The following is a 19,612-nucleotide window of genomic DNA, read 5'->3' as shown; positions in this document are numbered from 1 at the left end:
GTATTTTAAAATGGGGGATTATTACAAATTTACTTCTTGTTGTTGATACAGGTAGGAATAATGACCTTTTGCAGCCATTAGTTCTTGATGGCTACCTTGTTCGATGATTTTGCCTGCATCCATAACCACGATCGCATCTGCATGACTGACGGTGTTGAGACGGTGGGTAATAAAGAATACTGTACTACCTTGAAAGGCGTTGGCTAGGTTGAGGCAGACTTGGCGTTCGGTGGGATAGTCTAATGCGCTGGTGGCTTCGTCTAAAACTAATAATTTTGGTCGCTGGAGAACAGAACGCGCGATCGCAATTCTCTGTCTTTGTCCACCTGAAAGTCCTGTACCCCTTTCTCCGACTCTGGTATTGTAGCCGTTGGGTAAGCTCATAATAAATTCATGAGCAGCAGCAACCTTCGCTGCTTCGATAATCTCCTCGGTGGTAGCATCGGGATTTGTCAGAGCAATATTTTCTTGCACTGTACCGTCAAATAATAGGGTTTCTTGGGGGACAACACCTACTTGGCGGCGCAGGGAATAAAGTTCTACTTTGGCGATGTCGTAACCATCAATCAAAATTCTGCCTGATTCTACATCATAGAGTCTGAGTAACAATTTCATCATGGTACTTTTACCAGAACCACTTTGTCCGACGATACCAATAAATTTACCTTGGGGGATTTCCAGGTTGACCTTAGATAGTTGCAAAGGCCCGCTATTGGCAAATCTAAAGGAGACGTTTTCGTATTTTACAGATCCTTGGATTTCTGGCAGAGGGATGTTGTAGCGGTCGATTTCGGCTTCTTGGGGTGTATCGACAATATCGCTTAATCGTTCTAAGGATAAAGCAGTTTCTTGGAAGCTTTGCCAGAGTCGCGCTAGGCGTAAGATGGGGCCGGTAACGTAACCGGAGATAATTCTAAAGGCGATTAATTCCCCTAGGGTTAATTCTCCTTGGAGTACCAAAGAAGCACCCACCCACAGCACTAATAAACTACTGAGTTTATTGAGAAAGTCACCAGTAGAGTTAGCCAGGGTAGAGGTGACAACGGTTTTAAATCCAGCTGCTACATACCGAGCATATTTCTCTTGCCAAGAAAAGCGCGATCGCAATTCGATATTTTGCGCCTTGACTGTTTGAATCCCAGACATCACCTCAACTAAATAGGATTGAGTGGAGGCGTTACGTTCTGCTTTGGTACGTAGTTGTCTACTAACGGTGGGGGACGCAATTAAGGTAATAACTATAAAGATGGGAATTGTGCCTAAACCCACCAAGGTCAGCTGCCAACTATAAAACAGCATAACGATGATATAAACCACCGAAAAGACGGCATCTAAGCCGACTGTTAAGGCTGTACCGGTGAGAAACTGACGAATATTTTCTAATTCGTTGATGCGTGTAGACAGTTCACCCACAGGTCGCTTTTCAAAATAACGTAGTGGTAGCCGTAATAAATGGTCAATAATCTGTGACCCCAAACCCATGTCAATACGATTAGTGGTATCGACAAATAAGTAAGTCCTTAAGGTCGTAAGTACAGCTTCAAATATGCCTACTACTAACAACAAAGTCCCTAAAATATTCAGAGTGCTGATACTATTTTGGACAACGACTTTATCGATAATTAACTGAATAACCAGGGGGTTAGCTAACTGTGCTAACTGGACAAAAAATGAAGCTACAAAAACTTCTATGAGAACTCGTTTATAGCGCGACAAGTAGGGAAGAAACCACCGTAAACCAAAGCGTTCCTTTGGTGTTTCTTTGGTGTGAGTTAGTAGTAATACCCTGATTTGGGGGGGGAAACTATTTTCCACCGCCTCTAAATGTTCAACTATCTGCGCTGGTTTGCAGCGAACCATACCTTGGGATGGTACACCTAAAACTACCTGATGAGCATCGGCTGCGTATAACACGGCAAAACCATCGCCATAGCGTACTAGTGCCGGTGTCGGGAGGCGAGAGATAGCAGTCGCAGGTACATCTACTAAGTTGGCTTTGAGTCCGATTAACTCTCCTAGGTAAGCACAGGTGGGAAAAGAGATAGTCCCTTGGCGTTTAATTTGCTCACTTAACAAGCGGCGTACCACTTCCCGCCGAAAGGGGATTTGTAAATGCTTCGTGAGCATTTGAAAACAGGCAAAGGTACTATTTAATTCGCCTTTACCGCCAAAGAATGGGAACTTTTGGCGGGTTGGTTTGCTATTAGCTGAGGAATTATTCGTCTGGGGATAGTTTTCTTCTGAGGCGTAGGGAATATCTAGAGTTTCGCTGATGTTGGCTTGACTCGTACTAATAGCCAGTTGAGATTCATGACTACTGCTATTGAGGAATGATAAATCTGATGGTGCTAAACCCAGCAACCGCGCTGGAATTTCTCCTCTGACTATAATTGTTTCCTGTCCATCCTTCGGTTCGAGACGAGAACCCACGGGAAACTCATTAATGTGACCGCCGCCACTAATAAACCAAATGCTGTCTTTCTCTAGTTGATGAAAGTAATTTCTTCCAGGATCAAGATAGTGTATTTTGGCTCTTTGCCAGGCTTGTTCAGCTATTCTATCAAGATTAGTAACGACGTTAGCTTGATTTGCTACCTGTGAACCCAAAACATCAAATACTTCTGATACATGACTAAGGTTTTGGCGAGCATTGGCAAAGGCTGGATAAGTAGACAACAAACGTAAGTAGTCATTGGCATCTAAGGTTAAACCTATCATTTCATCGGTAGAGGCGATCGCAGTTTCACAACCCACTTGACGCAATAACCCGATTTCACCAATAATTTCACCGGGTTGCATCAATTTCAGGGTATGGGGTACTTGCGTTTGGGGGTCAAATCCCAATAACCGCACCTGTCCCTCATAGATAATGGTTAACCGTTCGGGAATGATTTCTTTGCCAATAATTTTTTGACCAATACGATAGCGAAATGGTTGCAGTCGGTCTAATAAATTATTGATCTCTGTAGTTGGTAACTGGTCAAACCCTTGCAGGGTGAGGAAAAATTCTTGAAAGGCATTTTTAATATAAGTCATAGTTTAAAAAAGAAAGTTTTATTTGATAAGTTTATCTATTGGTTTTTATGCAAGCCGCGAAAAATTTTATACTTATCCTATCAGTAACAAAAACTTGCTCATACATATACTTTAGTTACATGGATTTGCTATAAGGGACGTTCCTAAGTATACAAGGTTAAGTCAACTGACAACCTAAACCTAATGATAAATTTGCTGATTTTACACAACTGCTTGACCAAATTTTGACATAATTATTGATTTATATGCAGATAAGATCCATAAGGAAACGTGAGTATCCTGAATACAGGACATAAAATACTATATAAAATTTCATTCTTAATAAAAAGAGCTTTACACTCAAAATATTACATTTTTTTACACTGATAAATACTTAAGATATTAAAAATAAAGCGTCAACAAGATAACGATAAACGAACAATAGGCACTGACTCACCAGTGTAACAAGTGCTAATAACGCATATAGAGACGTTGCAATGCAACGTCTCTACACATCCATAACCTTAATTGCCCTACGAATTACGAATTGATTAATCGCGTGCTTTGTTCTGGAATCTGCGCTTGATACTCATACCCAACCCTAAAGCTGCGATCGCACCTAGGGTAGTTGCAGGTTCAGGAACTTGGGTAAAATTAGCATTGCTGAGTGTTAACTGCGACGCACCCAGGGTATCGTCTACATCGACAACACCAATACCAACGTTATAGTTTCCAGCCGTTGAGAAAACATAGCTGAAGTTAGAACCGCCAGTCAGAGGGACAACTAAATCATTCAATGTGACAAAAGCACTGTCACTGTCGCTACTGGACAAACTCCAGTCGAAATTAAAAACACTACCAGCTTTGACATCTGTAAAAATGGTTTTGATTGCAGAACCTGCGGTAGCACCAAAGAATGAACCGACAGGATCTAAACTACCGCCAGGGATACCTAGAAAATCTTCTACACTACCAACACCACCACCAGTCAGGGCTGTATTGAGAGTACCTGAGTTGAGGGTAGCTTGTCCTGGTGTAACGCTAACATCACCAATGCTATCCCAAGTAGATAAATCTAGATTAGCAGCGTAACTTGGACTAGCTATAGCCAAAACGGTCAGACTTAATACACTGGTTGCGCTGGCGGTAAAAATTGAGTTTTTGATGGAATTTAACATGAGATTTTAATGGTTGGTGAATTGTAAATTGGGAAGGGACAAGGTAGAATTTCTTCCCAGTCCCCAGTCTCCTTAAAACACGAAGTTTTGTGGATTATTCATCACTTCTGGCGTGACGTTATCCAAGGCTAGGAATGAGCGGAAAATGCCAGCACCTAGAGATCCATCACTATCAATTTGCAGGATGGTACTGTTACTAGTGCTACCTTGGACTAGGCGGACATAACCATCTGTAATGGCATTACTACCCTGATAGCCACCAGCAACTAAGCTATCTAACAACTGTGTCAGCACAATTTTGTCGCTACCTACTTCAAAGTCGGTGATGGTATGACCTACTTCTCTGATGCTGGTGTAGATAAACTCGTCATTACCTGCACCACTAGTAATAGTTTTGCGTCCAGTACCGCCGACAATGCGATCGTTAGCAGCAGTACCGGTGATGGGGTCACGGCTACCACTACCATTGAAGTTATTAAAGTCGTTATCAATGATGGTGACGGTAGCACTAGCGTTAGTACCCAAATCATAATTACTGCTGTCGATGATATTGAGAATGACGCTTTCATTCCCTTCTACTAAGGCATCATCGACGGGAGTGACTACAATATCAACGTAAGTTTGCCCAACTGTAATAGTAGCCGTACCCGTGAGATTATCGTAATCGCTGCTATTGCTAGCAGTACCTTCAACGGTGTAGTTAATTGTTAGGGATTGACTAGTGTTACCCACACGAGAAACGCGAAAGACTCCTGGTGTAGAGTCAGCTTCGGTAGCATTTGCAGTAGTAGCAGTGATGCTAACAACAGGGGTGGGTAAGTTGAGAGGCTGGTCTAATTCCAGAACGATGAACTCATTGTTATCAATCCCTGGGGGACGACCGATAGAGAAGGGATAGTTATTATCGTTAGCTAGTAGCAGTGTTTTTTCATCTAACACCACTACAGATTCAATGGTGACAAAGGGGAAGGTGAATTTGGTGCTACCATCGCCATTTAAGTCTTGAGGATCAGAAATATTTAGCAAATCACCAATTTCTTCTTTGCTAATAAATCCATTGGCATCTTTTTTCGAGAAGTCAACTTTAAATAACTTCTTGAATTGCGCGCCAGCACCTTGACCACCGTCTCGTTCAATTACCAGAAACTCATTTTCGTTGATCACGGTGATATCACCGATGGCGTGATTGGGATTTTCTAGGAAGTAGTAGCCTACTAAACCTTGATACTGCTTAGATGCAACATCAAATTTGTAAATCCGTACAGAGTTGGCAGGATCACCTGTGACAGTCCCTTCCAACATTGGATATAGGGTTTGCTTATCCAAGCTAATAGCCATACCCTCAAAGCCACGGGAGCGAGACAGGTTAGGATTAGATGGTTCAGTGAGGAAATCGGGGTGATCAGGCGATCGCACAAATTCACCTGCTAACACATCACGAACGCGATCGCCTGTACCTGGGAAGTCTGTGAAGTAGCCATCCACACCTAGCTGGATTAAATCTCTATATTCGGCTTCAGGGTTGTTGTTGTAGTCTGCTGCGAGAAAACGTCCTTCGTTACGGAAGGTGTAAGCATGGACTAACAAGCCTGCTGCATGGGCATCTTGGATTAAAGTTGTCGGCGCAGTCAGGGTTTTATCAGCATCGTTAACTGCACCATCACCATTCACATCATCAGCTTGACCGTCCCCATTAGCATCAACACCCTGGACGGATCTAATCATCCGCTTCCAGGGGCCAATGCCGTCAGCATAGGTAGCAATTTCCTGTAAACCTGTGGGTGTACGCAAGTCTGCATAGGTGCGTGTATCACCACTGACAACAAAATCGTAGGGTTGCACCTCTTGTAATGAACCATCGAGATTAACATCAAATGCGTCTAGTAACTGCACTAAAGGCAGGTCAACCCCAGCCGCAGGCATGATGACATTATTCAACGCTTTGAGATTGCCCACCTCGAAGGACTGAATAAATACCTGTGTCGGGTCAGTGAAACCCTTGGCGACTAAAGTATCAATTAATGTCTGGCTAATGTTGTAGCCTTGGTCTAGAAAGAAAGTTGGATGTTTGGTTTCGGGATAGATGCCGATTTTTTTACCTGTATCCGCTTCTACCTGCTTCACTAGATCGATGATTTCCGCTAGGGTGGGAATTTCATACAAACCGTTAAATTCTTGGGGACGGAAGCTTTGCGGCATGATTGCCCGCAGAGTTTTGATTTCTGCTAGGGTAAAATCTTCAGCAAAGAAACCTTCTTCATCTCTACCATCAACATTTTTAATCGTTCTGCGATCGCTAAACTCTGGACGGCTGGCAACATCGGTAGTATTAATTAAGTTGGGTTCGTGACGGGCAATTAAAACTCCATCTTTTGTTACCACTATGTCGGGTTCAATGAAGTCAGCACCGCGTTCAATCGCTAACTGGTATGCAGCCAGGGTATGTTCTGGGAGTTCACCGCTTGCACCTCGGTGTCCAATTACCAGTGGTGCTTGACCATTGAGAGTATTGAGATTGGTAATGTTTGGAGTGGAGATAGGTGCATCTAATAATTTGCCGCTAGCATCAAAGTGCAGTAGGTAGGGGCCAAATTCTTCACCTATCCAGAGTGTGCCATCTTCGGCAATTACTAAGGATTCGGGGTCAAAATCTGCACCAGTGAGGAGTCTGTCACTAGTATTTTCATTGACAATCTGGAAGGGGATTTTGTTATCTGGGTCAGATAGTTGGATAAAATCTAAGACATCGACACTGCGATCGCCATTTACTTCTGTACCTTGGAAACTGGGGTCTAGGCGATAAATCCGCAACAGGTAATCAGGACTATTAGCCTTGCTACCAAAACCGTTGTCAGATAAGAACCAGAAGGAATTATCATCGGCAACTTGTACCGCACTAAAGCCTTGAACTGGCTGGTTAGCAAAGGGTAGATCCCTACCATTGGTGTTACCTGTAACCGCACTACCAGAAGGTATCCCTTCTGCAAAGGTATCAGCCGGGAGGACGGCAAAACCTTTGAGTGTCAATTTCGACCCATCCAACTTGTAGGGTAATTCCAGTAAGCCGAGTTTTGACGGCAGACTGGGGGATGCAACTGTAATGCCGATTGTGCCGTCAGGATTGGTCTGTGTGCCAATGACGCTAAAATCATTATCGTTAACTAAAGCTAAAGTGTTGGAATCTACCAACGCTAACCCTTCTAGCTTGCTGACTCCCGTGTAACCCAGTTCCGCCGCATTTGCAATTAGAGTCTTGGTGACAGGAACGATATTCGCCACCGTTAACTCGGCAACAGTTAACTGTTCAATGGTTTTACCAGGGGGTAATATTCCCAAGTTAGCAGGATTATTAATGTTGGTCGCCCCTGCCAAATCAATCTGGAAAATCAGTTTATTCGATGTGTTGTCTTCTAAATCATCTCGCTCGACAACAGCAAATTTACCATTACCCAGAGAGACAGCATCGCCAATTTTGTCTGTTCTAGCATTACCACTGCCGGAAATATCATCAAGACGATAAAGATATTCACCCGTAACCTGTTTGGAAATGATATCAAATTCCAGAATCCGCAGATTTAGAGAACTTCTAGAATTGGCATCATTGCTAACATCTGGATTATCAATAGCACTTTGAATAAAGGCATATAGTTTATTACCTTCTAGTGCTACAGCTTCAAAGCCGCGATTATTCCGCCGTTGGGCATAAACCGCAGGGAACACAGGTGTACCAAAGAATGTACCGCCGTTTTGGGTAGAGTCAGTAGCATCACCGAGAGGAATAAAGCGATCGCGCAATTTACCGTTACTATCAAAGTGGTAAATGGCTGGACGATACTCATCCACCATCCACAAATCACCATTGGGTGCAACTACAATTCCTTCTAAATCTGCACCCAATGGGTCATTCGGTAGAGGTTGGTTATTCAAATCCACAGGATTTTCATCGGTGTAGGCTGTACCTCTATCTCCAGCTTGCAGATTGGCGAGTCCAGTTAACGGGGTTACGCCATCGGGACGGAATAAGCCCGTTCTCTTGGTGATGGTAATTTCCCCGGTGGCGCGGTTGAGTTCAAAGCTGACTACCTCTGGTTGGAAGTCTGGTAGAGGGAATGGTCTGTTAGCACCGATAGGTTCTCCGTTGGGGCCTCTATCTGTATGGGTGACAAACTGCAAGTTACCGTTAGCAGCAATTCCTTGGAAGTAAAGCCCAGAGAAACCACCTAAGAAGATATCTTGACCAGAGGTGCTTGTACCTAATTTTGGTAGATCATTAAATTCGTAGACAGTCAGCTTTGGTTGTGCCATTGGAGTACGCGGATTATAACTGGTTGTATCAATTGCTAGGGGTTGGGGAAAAGCATGGGCGATGTTTTCCCAAGGGACAAACTTAAAATTGGTGTTGACGTTTTCCAGTTCCCCGTCATCTTCTACGAGTCGGGGGGGATCGTTAGAACCGTCTTGAGTCACGAATAACCCATAGGGGAAATTCGCCCCCAGTGGGACGTTGACGACATCTGCACCGTCGGATTCCTGTACGCTGTCTATTGAGCCATTATTACCAACGGCGAATCTACCTAAATATTCGTTATTACCTTCACGGCTGTAGACTGCAAAGGTGTTGTCACCTTGACTAGATACCAGCAAATAGCCTTTACCATCTTTGCCGTAGTAGATAGTCAAGCCTTCTACATCATCGGTAAGATGAGAACCTCCCAAGCTCTTGATTTTATCAACTAGCTGGCCTGTATTACTACCATTGGGTTCAGCTTGGAACTTCCAAATACCCACATTTTCTTGACCAATGTAGAGGTAGCCTAATTCTTGGTCTGCAACCATCCCCTCGGTTTGGGGGTCAATGTCTGCATCTGTGGGGATGGTAAACTCCCTGACACGTTCAGCCCCAATCTTACCGTTACCGATGTCTATCAGCTTAAACTGTGCTACATCTCCGGTTTCACGACGATTAGCAAAGACGTAGTAATCATTGGTGATGGGACTACGATATAAAGCCACCCCGTAAGCACTACGTTCGTCTGATGAGTAAGGCGGTGCAAAGGGTGCAGCTTGGAAGAGAGTCCCGATACTGTTGTCGGTGATATCTTCGAGATATTCACCGGGGGTAGAGGGGTTGGGGTTGATTTTAAAGATTACCAGTTTGTCGTTTTGGCGATCGCTCGCTACGGCAATATCTACAGTTTCACCACCCAAGTTAAACCCATATTGTAAATCTACATTGTTGTAGCGAATATCTCCAGGATTAACGGTTTGCAGTAAATTCCCAGATAGGTCATAAACCCGTAGTCCAGCATTTTTCACTGCTGTTAAGACAAGGCTGGCTGAGGGGTCGGTAGCATTTACATAAATTGCTGGGTCATCAGCATCAGCATCGCGGTCAACTGCTGGGATACTGTCATCGTTATCATCGAATAAATCAGGACGGGTTTCAACGGTGGGGGTAACGGTAGGGATTACCTCTGCACTCAAAGTGAGAATTTGCGTAAATTGGGCTGCATTGAAGTTGTTGTCACTCACCAGCACAATTGATTGACGACCATCAGCTAATTTGGGGCCGAAAGTAATACCTTCGATGTTATCTGTACCTGTGGGTAAGTTGAGGTCGTTTAAATTCAATAGTAGTTTCTTGCTAGCAGGTCTGAGGGCTGCTAATTCTGCTTCACTCAGGTTTGCTAAAGAGTCAATGGTGCTAATATCCGTTGCACCTTGCAAAGATACCTCGTAGATTTTGATGGTGTTACCCACACCCACAGCAAAGGAACGTTCGACAGCGAGGAAAGTACCTCGGTTATCAATGGCTAATAAATCTACCAAGCCGTTATCTGCAAAGCCTGTAGGCGGGTTAGGGACATCAGCAATAGCATCAGTGATGTAGAGATATTCTTTTTCTGGTTGACCGCTAACTAAGTTGTATTGCAGAATCCGGGAAGGACTACCACTCGTTAAAGAAGCCCTTGCACCATCTTGGAAAAGGGCGTTTTCGGTGGCTGTGTAGAGGGTTTTTTGGTCAGGGGAGATGGTGAGACTTTCAAAAGCTAAGTTATTTCGCACCCCTGATGTCTGCGTATCACCTGCATTGATAATCCCATCACCGTTGGTATCTTGTACCGTGGGGGAAAATTTGACTGGAATGGGAAGCGATCGCAATTCCTGCCCCGTTGTCAAGTCAAACTCTTTAATAAAGGGATCGCTAACACGCCCAGCATTCGGATTTGCTTCCCCTTCTGAGGAAATAAACACTGTCCTATTTTTAGTTAAAGCAATGCCTTCTGGGTCAATACTCAAGGACGGAAAAGTATTACCATCAATATCTTTGAGGGTTGTAACATTGGTAAATGTGACTTCTCCTGCTTCCGTCGTGTAGGTATAAAAACGAGCCGGGGCAAATTGAGAGCGATCGTCAGAAATCGCATAATAGACATTGTTAACCGCATCATAGGTGACACCAGATAACCCGCCCATTTGGGTTGGTACACCGTTAACAGTCCCGGCTGTACCTTCAGGAATAAAGCCTGTGGGGAAAGTTGTTTGTTCTATAAATTCAGTATTGGTAACGGTTTTACCTGCTGGTGTCGCCCCAACTTTTACATCTACCCACACTAAACGATGGTCGGAACTAGGGAAGGGGAAAGTACCAACTGGAGTAAATTCTGGGTCAGTATTTTCCGGCCAAAATACGGCTGAGTTGGTAATTTGCAAATCTGTAGAGGGTAAGACATAATCTGTCCGTAAGTTACCCGGAGTCCCATCAGCAAAATCAGCCGTGTCAAAGTAGGGGTTTCCCTGATGGCTGATATTAGCACCACCTTGTAAAGCCGCCTGTTGAGGTGCGCCAGGACTGCTGGGGATAGAGTTGGTATTAATATTGGGGTTCTGCAACAGTTGGAGAATGGCGTTTTTATAGCTGTCCCCATCATAAGGATCAGCATTTTTATCCCCCATAATCACAAAACTCGCCCCAGCTTTTAAACCCCCTATATCACCTGCATCATCATATATATAACCACCTTGACCGGGGGTGATATAGTCTGCCCAAAAACGAATCTCATCATGGTTGCGCTTACCGTTGCGGTCTTCTGCACCATCAAAAACTGGGGGTGTGGGGTGACTTGCCAAAACATGGATTGTTTCACCATTCACCTGAATTGGGACATCCCAGTGGCTTTTGGATGATAACCGCAAGATTGCTTGCTCTTCTGGAGAATACCAAGGAGTGTCTGCATCAGGAGTTTTAATCGTAGGTAAAAGAGAATCCGGCATATCCTTCCACAAAAAATTCTGGAAGGTACGTATATTCGCGGTGTCAATTGGGTATTTAGACAACAGCAACATCCCAAACTGACCGGGAAAATTGCCAAAGCCGAAGGCATCGTTACCACCACCAACTGAGCCATTGTTATCTAAGTCAAATCCAGAAGCAATCCCTGTATTAGAAGGAGCAATATAAACGTAAGGATAATTAACTGGAGTCGCACCGTTTTGACTAACAGATAAATAGTTTTGTTGAAATAGTTGAACTGGTTCTAAAGGATTGTCGGTAACGTAGTCAAACTCATTAATTAGCAGCACATCTGGGTTATTGCGCTGGATGATTTCCGCAACAGCTTTAGCCTGAGTATTGTTAGGAGTAGACAAATCATTGACTAACTGGCCTTCACCATTGCGGTTAAGAGAAGCGTTGAACTGAGAAAAGCGGATTGTTGGGTTAGTCGCCATAGGTTAATTCCGAATTACATCCAGAGTGAGCGAAGAGGATTATCGGTATGAGTAGACACTTTGATATAGTTGAATTTCTAATGTCTGTGCTGGTTGAGTCGCGTTATTCTATAGGTCACATTCAGAGCGATCGCTAGATGGTCACTGTAAATTGAGGTATATGCCAAAAAATCGCCACACACCTTAATTCAGTATTTATTCGGATTGATAAATTTCAAACTAGCCCAGCTAGTTTAAGAAACAGCTAGCAAATGGTTAAAAGTAGATAGTTATTAGTTAGAAAATTAATAAGGGTGAGCCTATAGCCCACCCTAGAGTGCATATATTCAATTCGTGGAAAACTTTTGTCTAATTCAAGATACTTTGTGGGAAACCATCACCTTTCCCACTCCCTGACTTTTCACGTTATGTAGAAAAGCTAACGCGAAACCTAACCCCCTAACCCCCTTCCCTACTAGGGAAGGAGGAATATGTAGAGACGCGATTAACGGAATTTATCAGGATTTAGGCGAGTGCGGACTTGTGGTTGAGATGGACGACCGATTGCTACCCCATTTTTCAGATTTCTACCTGTTCCCCCATCTCTAGTATCGAGGTAAGGCTTGAGATTAATACCACTTCTCAAAGAATTGACTCGATTACCGCTACCTAACAGAGTACGACCTAAATTATAAAGTTCGTTTCCCCCACTACTGCGATTAGTATAGGTGTTGACGGCTGTGGTTTGCTGACCACTATCAGCAGACATCAGGTTTTGGAAAATACTATTACGAACGGTGTAAGGATCTTTGTTACGGGGTACTGTCACGACAATCCGACATTGAGAATTAGCATCGGTTGTCACACAAATAATATTTTCTCTATTTTCTACAGAGGTTTGCAGTTCTTGTAACCCATCTGGACGATATAACTCTAAGCGACTAGCGATCGCTTGACAACGGCTTTGTGCATCCCATCCACCACCTAAAGCCGTCGGAGCAGCCCAAGGAAAGTATTGCCCTGGTTGGCTTTGGGGTTGATACATGACGGTGGGTTGGCCGTTATACTGTTGACAGAAAAAGCGTGCGCCACCAACATTAGTAGGTGAATTAGTTGTATTTACTGATGTATTGGTTGGCAATGGTATAGGTGTGTTTGTGGGTGTTGATGAACCTGATGGTACAGTTGGGACAACTACACTATCAGCAGAATTATCAAATTGAGCCAGTGCAGCCCCATTACCCAAAAATAAAGATAACCCCAGACCGCCCAAACAAGCTAACTTCCAGCTTTTTGACAACATAATCGCTCCTCCAGTGGACACAGATTGGAAAACTGATATTTCTATTGACGCAAAATTTTGTCTTTTGATTCCTGGAAAAAGGGTTTAGGGGTGTAGGGGTGTAGGGGTTTAGGGGTAGGGGTTTAGGGGAACATTTTAACGCATAGTGACAAATTCTTCGGCAGAACTGGGATGAATCCCAACTGTGGCATCGAAATCAGCTTTTTTCGCACCCATTTTCAGAGCGATCGCAATTCCTTGGATGATTTCTCCAGCATGATCGCCTACCATGTGCGCCCCTAAAACTTGGTCGGTTTCTTGATTTACTACCAGTTTCATCAGGGTTTTTTCTTCTTTGCCTGCTAGGGTGTAATACATAGGACGGAAGCGACTGCGATAAACTTTAATGCGATCGCTACCATGTTCTTCAATGGCTTCTGCTTCTGTTAACCCAACTGTCGCCGCTTCGGGAGTAGTAAAAATCGCTGTGGGGATATTTTCATAACTCATCACGCGGGGCTTACCACCAAAGGCTGTATCTGCGAAGGCTCGTCCCTCATTAATTGCTACAGGGGTGAGTTGAATTTTGCTGGTACAATCGCCTAGAGCATAGATATTTTCTTCCTCGGTGCGACTGTAGCGATCGACTACAACCATTCCCCCTTTATCTAGTTTTACAGACGTATTCTCTAAGCCTAAATTATCAGTATTTGGTTTCCGTCCTAAAGCAGCCAAACTGATTGCGTCTGCTAAGATATTTTCTTCAGTGTCATTTTTAATCATCATACTGACACCAGTATCTGTTTTCTCAATGCTCACAATATCAGCATGAGTAATAATCCTAATGCCGTGACGAATCATCCCCTCTTGAATTTCTGTTCTCAAATCTTCGTCAAATCCGCGCAAAATTTTATCTTGGCGAATTACCTGAATTACTTCTGTACCTAATCCATGCAAGATACAAGCAAATTCAGAGCCGATATATCCACCACCAAGGATTACAACCCGTTTAGGTTGGGGCTTCATTTCAAATAAAGCATCAGAAATCAGAGCGTGTTCAATACCAGGAATATCAGGACGGACTGGTGTCCCACCCACAGCAATTAATATTTTATCGGCGGTGATTTTAGTCTCGCCAACTTCAACTGTATGATTATCAATAAATTTAGCCCGCCCCTGAAATATCTGCACTTTGGAGTTATCTAACATCCGTTGATAGATACCGTTGAGGCGTGTCACCTCATTATTAACACTGGTAATCATATCTTCCCAGTTGAGGGAACTTTCGACAGCACTCCAACCATAACCTTGTGCTTCTTCAAATATGCCAGGGAAGCGAGAAGCATAAACCATTAATTTTTTCGGTACGCAACCGCGATTAACGCAAGTACCACCAAGCCTATCAAACTCTGCAATCCCCACTTTTGCGCCATATTCTGCCGCACGGCGAGCTGTAGCTATCCCACCAGAACCCGCACCAATTACAAACAAATCAAAATCGTATGTCACGTCGCTGCGCTCCGAATTCAAAATTCAAAATTCAAAATTCAAAATTAATTACCCCACGGATAAATCCGGGGGCTTGAATTAATGTTGTTTTACTTTTTTCTTTTCCATAAATTATTAGGGGCTTGTATCCTTCTTTTTTTCGTTCAAGAATGAAACAGGCAAAGGAAGTAATCTTAATCTAGCTCCCTTTGCCTGAAAACCAACAAGCGCAGAATAATGAACAATTAACTGGGGACTGGGGACTAGGAATTTTAGATTTTAGATTTTAGATTGAATAATCTAAAATTCACTCATTACAAATCCACTCATTGAAAAGCTGGGGACTGGGAAATTATTCTTCCCTTACACCCCTACACCCCCATACCCCTACACCCCTATTAACCGACGAATGACAACCGAGGTGCAACTTCTTTGGAGCGTTCTACACCCTTGAGGTACGCCAGGACTGTATCCGCATCAGATACTTCAAAAGGATCGGTGGGACAGTTGTCTTCATAGCCAGGCTCAACAAACATCTTTTCAATTTCGCCGTTGTTGACAACCATTGAATAACGCCAAGAACGCATCCCAAAGCCGATGTTAGATTTATCTACTAACATTCCCATCTTGCGGGTAAATTCGCCACTACCATCGGGTAACAAGAACACGTTTTTCGCCCCTTGTTGCTTACCCCACTGGAACATGACAAACGCGTCGTTGACTGACAGGCAAATAATTTGATCAACGCCTAGAGCTTTGAATTCATCATAAAGTTCTTCATAACGGGGCAGATGTGTAGAAGAGCAGGTAGGTGTAAATGCCCCAGGTAACGCAAATAAGACTACTTTTTTACCGCCGAAAATTTCTTGAGTTGTCTGGTCTTGCCAACGGTAAGGGTTGGGGCCAGCTACAGACTCATCCCGAACACGAGTTTTGAATACAACATCAGGAACGCGAGTAATAGCAGTCATAAATACCTCGTTTTTAGATGGAAAAATTAAAGTTTGGTGGCAGTTTGATTATTTAGCGGTGGTGAGTCACCACCTGTAAACCAGAATAATTCTGATTTAGGAATAAGTCAATAGTTAGGAATACTAATTTATTTTTATAGTTCAAAAAAAAGTTAAATTATTAGAAGGGAAAGGTTATAATATTGGTTTAGGCTTATTTACCTCGGTCAAGTAAATCCTATGCAGCAGCAAGCTGATGAGATTATCAAAATACTGAAAAGTAAAGGATTGCGAGTCACCCCTCAGAGGTTCGCCGTCTACGCAAACCTGCTAGCAAGAAAAGACCATCCTACCGTTGAGCAAATTTTGACGGACTTAAATCAGGATGCACCAACTTCATCGCAGGCAACAGTATATGCTGCGCTTCAGGCATTGCGTGAGGTGGGATTGGCGCGTGAAGTGCTATTAGAAGAAGGGGTTTCTCGTTACGATGCCAATGTTGCACCCCATCATCATTTCCGGTGTAACTGCTGTCGCAGAATCGAAGATATTCAATGGAACACCTTCGGCAATATTGATTTAGGTCAACTCCGTTCAGGACTAAAAGCAGAACGTTTCGAGGTGATAGTTCAGGGAATTTGCGATCGCTGTCAGTAAATTGGGGACTGGGGATTGGGGACTGGTTCATTAGGGGTGTAAGGGTTTAAGGGTGTAGGGGTGTAGGGGTTGAAGGTGTTGGACGGGGATTGAAAAAGAACCCAACACGGTTGCCCCAAGGAGCAGGGCTTTTAAGCCAAGGGTTAGGTTGGCTGCTCTTTCTTCCCCCTACACCCCTACACCCCTATACCCCTACACCCGCCCCAACGGGTCTGGGTAAAATCTTCTCTACACCCTTAAACTTGCACTGATAAAATAAACATAATTATGTTGCGAAGGAATCAATCCTATGGAATATTCCATTGCTCTACCCCAACTGCCAACAGCCGCAGAACTGCCGGACTCTGATGATACTCCTGTGGATAACGAACTGCAAAATCTCATTCCTAACTTACTGTTGGCTATTTTATCGGCAGTTTGGAGCGATCGCCAGGATTGGTTTTTTGGGGTAGACATGGGCATCTACTACCTACCGACTGCACCCCGAAAATCCCTTGTCCCCGATGGGTTTTTGAGCTTGGGTGTAGAACGACGGCGACAACAGCGAGGCAGACTCAGTTACGTGTTATGGGAAGAGAATTGGATTCCGCCCATTTTGGTTGTTGAAGTTGTTTCTCAAACCTATGGTGGAGAATACGACACCAAGATGAGCAAATATCTCGATTTGGGCGTATTGTATTACGTTATCTATAATCCCGACCATTCGCAGCGAGATGATCACGCTCCCTTTGAAGTGTATAAACAAATTGACGATGAGTTTATTTTGCGATCGCAAGAACGGTTTTGGATACCGGAATTGCAACTAGCGATTGGGGTAGATGTGGGTATATACGGAGACTGGGAAAGGGAATGGTTGTTTTGGTTTAATCAGGATGGTGAGCGATTCCCCAGTCCTGATGAACGAGTAGAACAAGCTCAACAACAAGCTCAACAAGCTCAACAGGCTCAACAAGACCTCGAAGACTTACGAAATAGGCTCAAACAGCGCGGTATCGATCCCGATAGTTTTTAACTAAGCGAGTGGTGAACCCTATCCCTGCCCCCTGCCCCCTGCCCCCTGCCCCCTGCCCCCTGCCCCCTGCCCCCTGCCCCCTGCCCCCTGCCCCCTGCCCTAATTCTGCATGACTGCATCCAAAAGCACATCAGCACCAAAGCGGACTACATCGGTGCAGGGTAGACCGGTTTCGGCTGTGGTTTGTGCGATCGCTTCTTTTGCCGCAAATTCATCTAAATGGGCAGTGTTTAAGGCTATACCCGCTACAGGCACTTTACCAAATGCCCCGCCAGCACTGGCGACGGTTTCATACAGGTTAATCACCTCTGGTAAAGGCGGGATGGGTACATGGGGATTATTGCGATTATGAGTTTGTCCGGCTTTATGTACCAAGATTAATTGAGTCGGTTGAGAACCACGAATTAAGGGTAAGGTTGCCGTCGAACCAGGATGTAATAAAGAACCTTGTCCTTCTATATATAAGATGTCGTAATTTTTCCCATAGCGCATCACCATCTGTTCTACTGCACCAGCCGCAAAGTCCACCCGCACAGCATCTAAGGCTACACCGTCCCCTTCTAGCATCACCCCAGTTTGGCCGGTAGCCAAAAACTTAGAACGCCAACCCCGCAGTTTTGATAACCAATGTAGTTCTAAACTGGTGGACATCTTCCCAATAGCCATGTCAGTTCCCACTGTTAACACCCGCCGACAGGGGAGAGTCCGCGCCATGCCACTGGCAACATCTAAATTGGCTGGTTCTTTTCGTACATCCCAAATTAATTGTCCTGGTTTGAGGAGTGCATTTAAATCAGCCATATTGGACAACGATGTGTGTAAACCGTTCACCAAAGACATCCCAGCTTCCAGGGCTGTTTTAATCTCAATCCAGTAATCATCAGGTACACCGCCACCTTTGGGGGCAATTCCAATTACCAAGATTTGAGGCTTGTATTCCAAGGCTGCTGTCACCGATGCCACAATGGGGACATCCCGCTTAATACCTGTGATTTCTCTTAAAGATTGTCCCGGACACTCCTTATCTATAACTGCCACAATTGGGGCTTCACTGTAGCGTAAAAGTGCTAGCCCAGTTTTGCCGATAGTCCCCTGAGTTCCTTCATGTAATAAAATAGCAACTTTTTGATTAAGCGGCAGACGCACTATATTTTACTCCCAAGCCTGGTAAATCGTTTGGTAATACTCTCCCTTCTTGTACCACTGCACCCGTGAAGGGGTCATCACTTAAATTTAAGTGACTATCTAAATCTAAATAATCAGCTAGTGGCGATAGTTGTGCAGCTGCTGTATTAGATAATGAACTGTCAGAATAGCAGCCAAACATCACTTGTAACCCATAAGCGCGGGCAGTATGTACCATCCGCATAGCCTCAGTTAAGCCCCCAGATTTCATCAATTTAATATTGATGCCATCTACATAGTTTGCTAAATGGGGAATATTGGAGCTATTAAAGCAGCTTTCATCCACAAAAATCGGTAAAGGTGATTTTTCTTTCAGCTTGACTAAATTAATTTCCTCTCCTCGTGGCAATGGCTGTTCTACATACTTTATACCTAAATCCGCCAACCAATTGCACATCTCAATGGCATCTGCCAAACTCCAACCCCCGTTAGCATCCACAAAAAATTCTTGTGCTGGTGCTTCTTGTTGCAGTGCCAATAGCATTTGCCGATCTGCTTCTATACCTTCTGGACTACCTAACTTGACTTTAAATAAACGCACATCGGTAAATTGTAACCAATCCCTAGCCCTGGCCTGAGCTGCGGCTGGGGAACTAATGCCAATGGTGACGGAAGTGGGGACTATGGCGTTGCGATTCAGCCCCCAGATTTGCCATAGGGGTAATCCTACATACTTACCCAGCCAGTCATACAATGCCATATCAATTGCTGCCCTCGCCGCCGAAGGCACTTGGTATTGGATGAAAACTTGCTCTATTTCCTGCCTCTGCAACGGGTGAAAGGCTTGCAAAACTGGCGCGATTTGTTCTAAAGCATTCTTAATAGTATCAGTTGATTGTGCATGATTGCCCACACCAAAAGGCGATGCTTCACCCCAACCTTCGATGTTTTCTCCACCTCCATTGGAACTGACAATTTTTACCCAGATATTGGTTGTCTTTGCTGTTGTGCCGCGACTAATAGTTAAGGGAAATCGCTTGTTAACCGTAAATAGCTGAACTTCTACGTGCATAACTATGCTCAAATTCTGGTGAGAGCAAAAATAGTGTAAGTGCAAATTCTAGCTGATTTGGGGTATTAGTTATACTTTTTTACATTCATTATTTATAGCTAAAATATTAAATAATCCTTCGTA

General features: G+C 44.0%; 10 protein-coding genes. 2 read left to right on the top strand and 8 right to left on the bottom strand.

Going from position 1 to position 19,612, the window contains the following annotated elements; translation table 11 throughout:
* Nucleotides 1–21 precede the first annotated feature (21 nt).
* The 6 genes from L6494_RS23540 to L6494_RS23515 form a co-directional block, all read right to left on the bottom strand.
* Nucleotides 22–3,036 (bottom strand): peptidase domain-containing ABC transporter, encoded by a 3,015-nt coding sequence (locus tag L6494_RS23540; RefSeq protein ID WP_237990152.1) that lies wholly within the window; start codon nucleotides 3,034–3,036, stop codon nucleotides 22–24.
* Between the two features lie 530 nt (nucleotides 3,037–3,566).
* Nucleotides 3,567–4,193 carry a PEP-CTERM sorting domain-containing protein gene (locus tag L6494_RS23535; RefSeq protein ID WP_237990151.1) on the bottom strand — a complete coding sequence of 209 codons (627 nt, stop codon included), beginning with the start codon at nucleotides 4,191–4,193 and terminating at the stop codon, nucleotides 3,567–3,569.
* Nucleotides 4,194–4,265: 72 nt separating this feature from the next.
* Nucleotides 4,266–11,924, bottom strand: a complete 7,659-nt coding sequence (locus tag L6494_RS23530) for a phytase (protein WP_237990150.1) — start codon at nucleotides 11,922–11,924, stop codon at nucleotides 4,266–4,268.
* Nucleotides 11,925–12,408: 484 nt separating this feature from the next.
* Nucleotides 12,409–13,206 carry a COP23 domain-containing protein gene (locus tag L6494_RS23525; RefSeq protein ID WP_237990149.1) on the bottom strand — a complete coding sequence of 266 codons (798 nt, stop codon included), beginning with the start codon at nucleotides 13,204–13,206 and terminating at the stop codon, nucleotides 12,409–12,411.
* Between the two features lie 135 nt (nucleotides 13,207–13,341).
* Nucleotides 13,342–14,694 (bottom strand): glutathione-disulfide reductase, encoded by a 1,353-nt coding sequence (gene gorA, locus L6494_RS23520; RefSeq protein WP_237990148.1) that lies wholly within the window; start codon nucleotides 14,692–14,694, stop codon nucleotides 13,342–13,344.
* 377 nt (nucleotides 14,695–15,071) lie between these two features.
* Nucleotides 15,072–15,644, bottom strand: a complete 573-nt coding sequence (locus L6494_RS23515; protein ID WP_237990147.1) for a peroxiredoxin — start codon at nucleotides 15,642–15,644, stop codon at nucleotides 15,072–15,074.
* 219 nt (nucleotides 15,645–15,863) lie between these two features.
* Here L6494_RS23515 and L6494_RS23510 point away from each other — a divergent pair, with 219 nt between their 5' ends.
* Complete coding sequence (locus L6494_RS23510) at nucleotides 15,864–16,280, top strand: Fur family transcriptional regulator (protein WP_237990146.1); 417 nt, start codon at nucleotides 15,864–15,866, stop codon at nucleotides 16,278–16,280.
* Nucleotides 16,281–16,569: 289 nt separating this feature from the next.
* Nucleotides 16,570–17,292: a Uma2 family endonuclease gene (locus tag L6494_RS23505; RefSeq protein ID WP_237990145.1), complete on the top strand. Its 723-nt coding sequence runs from the start codon at nucleotides 16,570–16,572 to the stop codon at nucleotides 17,290–17,292.
* A gap of 99 nt (nucleotides 17,293–17,391) precedes the next feature.
* On the opposite strand, the gene L6494_RS23500 is transcribed toward L6494_RS23505, so the two are convergent.
* Together L6494_RS23500 and L6494_RS23495 are read right to left on the bottom strand one after the other, a co-directional pair.
* Nucleotides 17,392–18,438, bottom strand: a complete 1,047-nt coding sequence (locus tag L6494_RS23500) for a DUF1611 domain-containing protein (RefSeq protein WP_237990144.1) — start codon at nucleotides 18,436–18,438, stop codon at nucleotides 17,392–17,394.
* The gene (locus L6494_RS23495; protein WP_237990143.1) at nucleotides 18,422–19,489 is read right to left on the bottom strand and encodes a dipeptide epimerase; all 1,068 of its coding nucleotides are present in this window, start codon (nucleotides 19,487–19,489) and stop codon (nucleotides 18,422–18,424) included. The genes L6494_RS23500 and L6494_RS23495 overlap by 17 nt, the downstream gene beginning before the upstream one ends.
* Nucleotides 19,490–19,612 lie beyond the last annotated feature (123 nt).

The organism is Nostoc sp. UHCC 0870 (assembly GCF_022063185.1).
GTDB lineage: Bacteria > Cyanobacteriota > Cyanobacteriia > Cyanobacteriales > Nostocaceae > Trichormus.
This window is presented reverse-complemented; position numbering and strand designations above follow the sequence as displayed.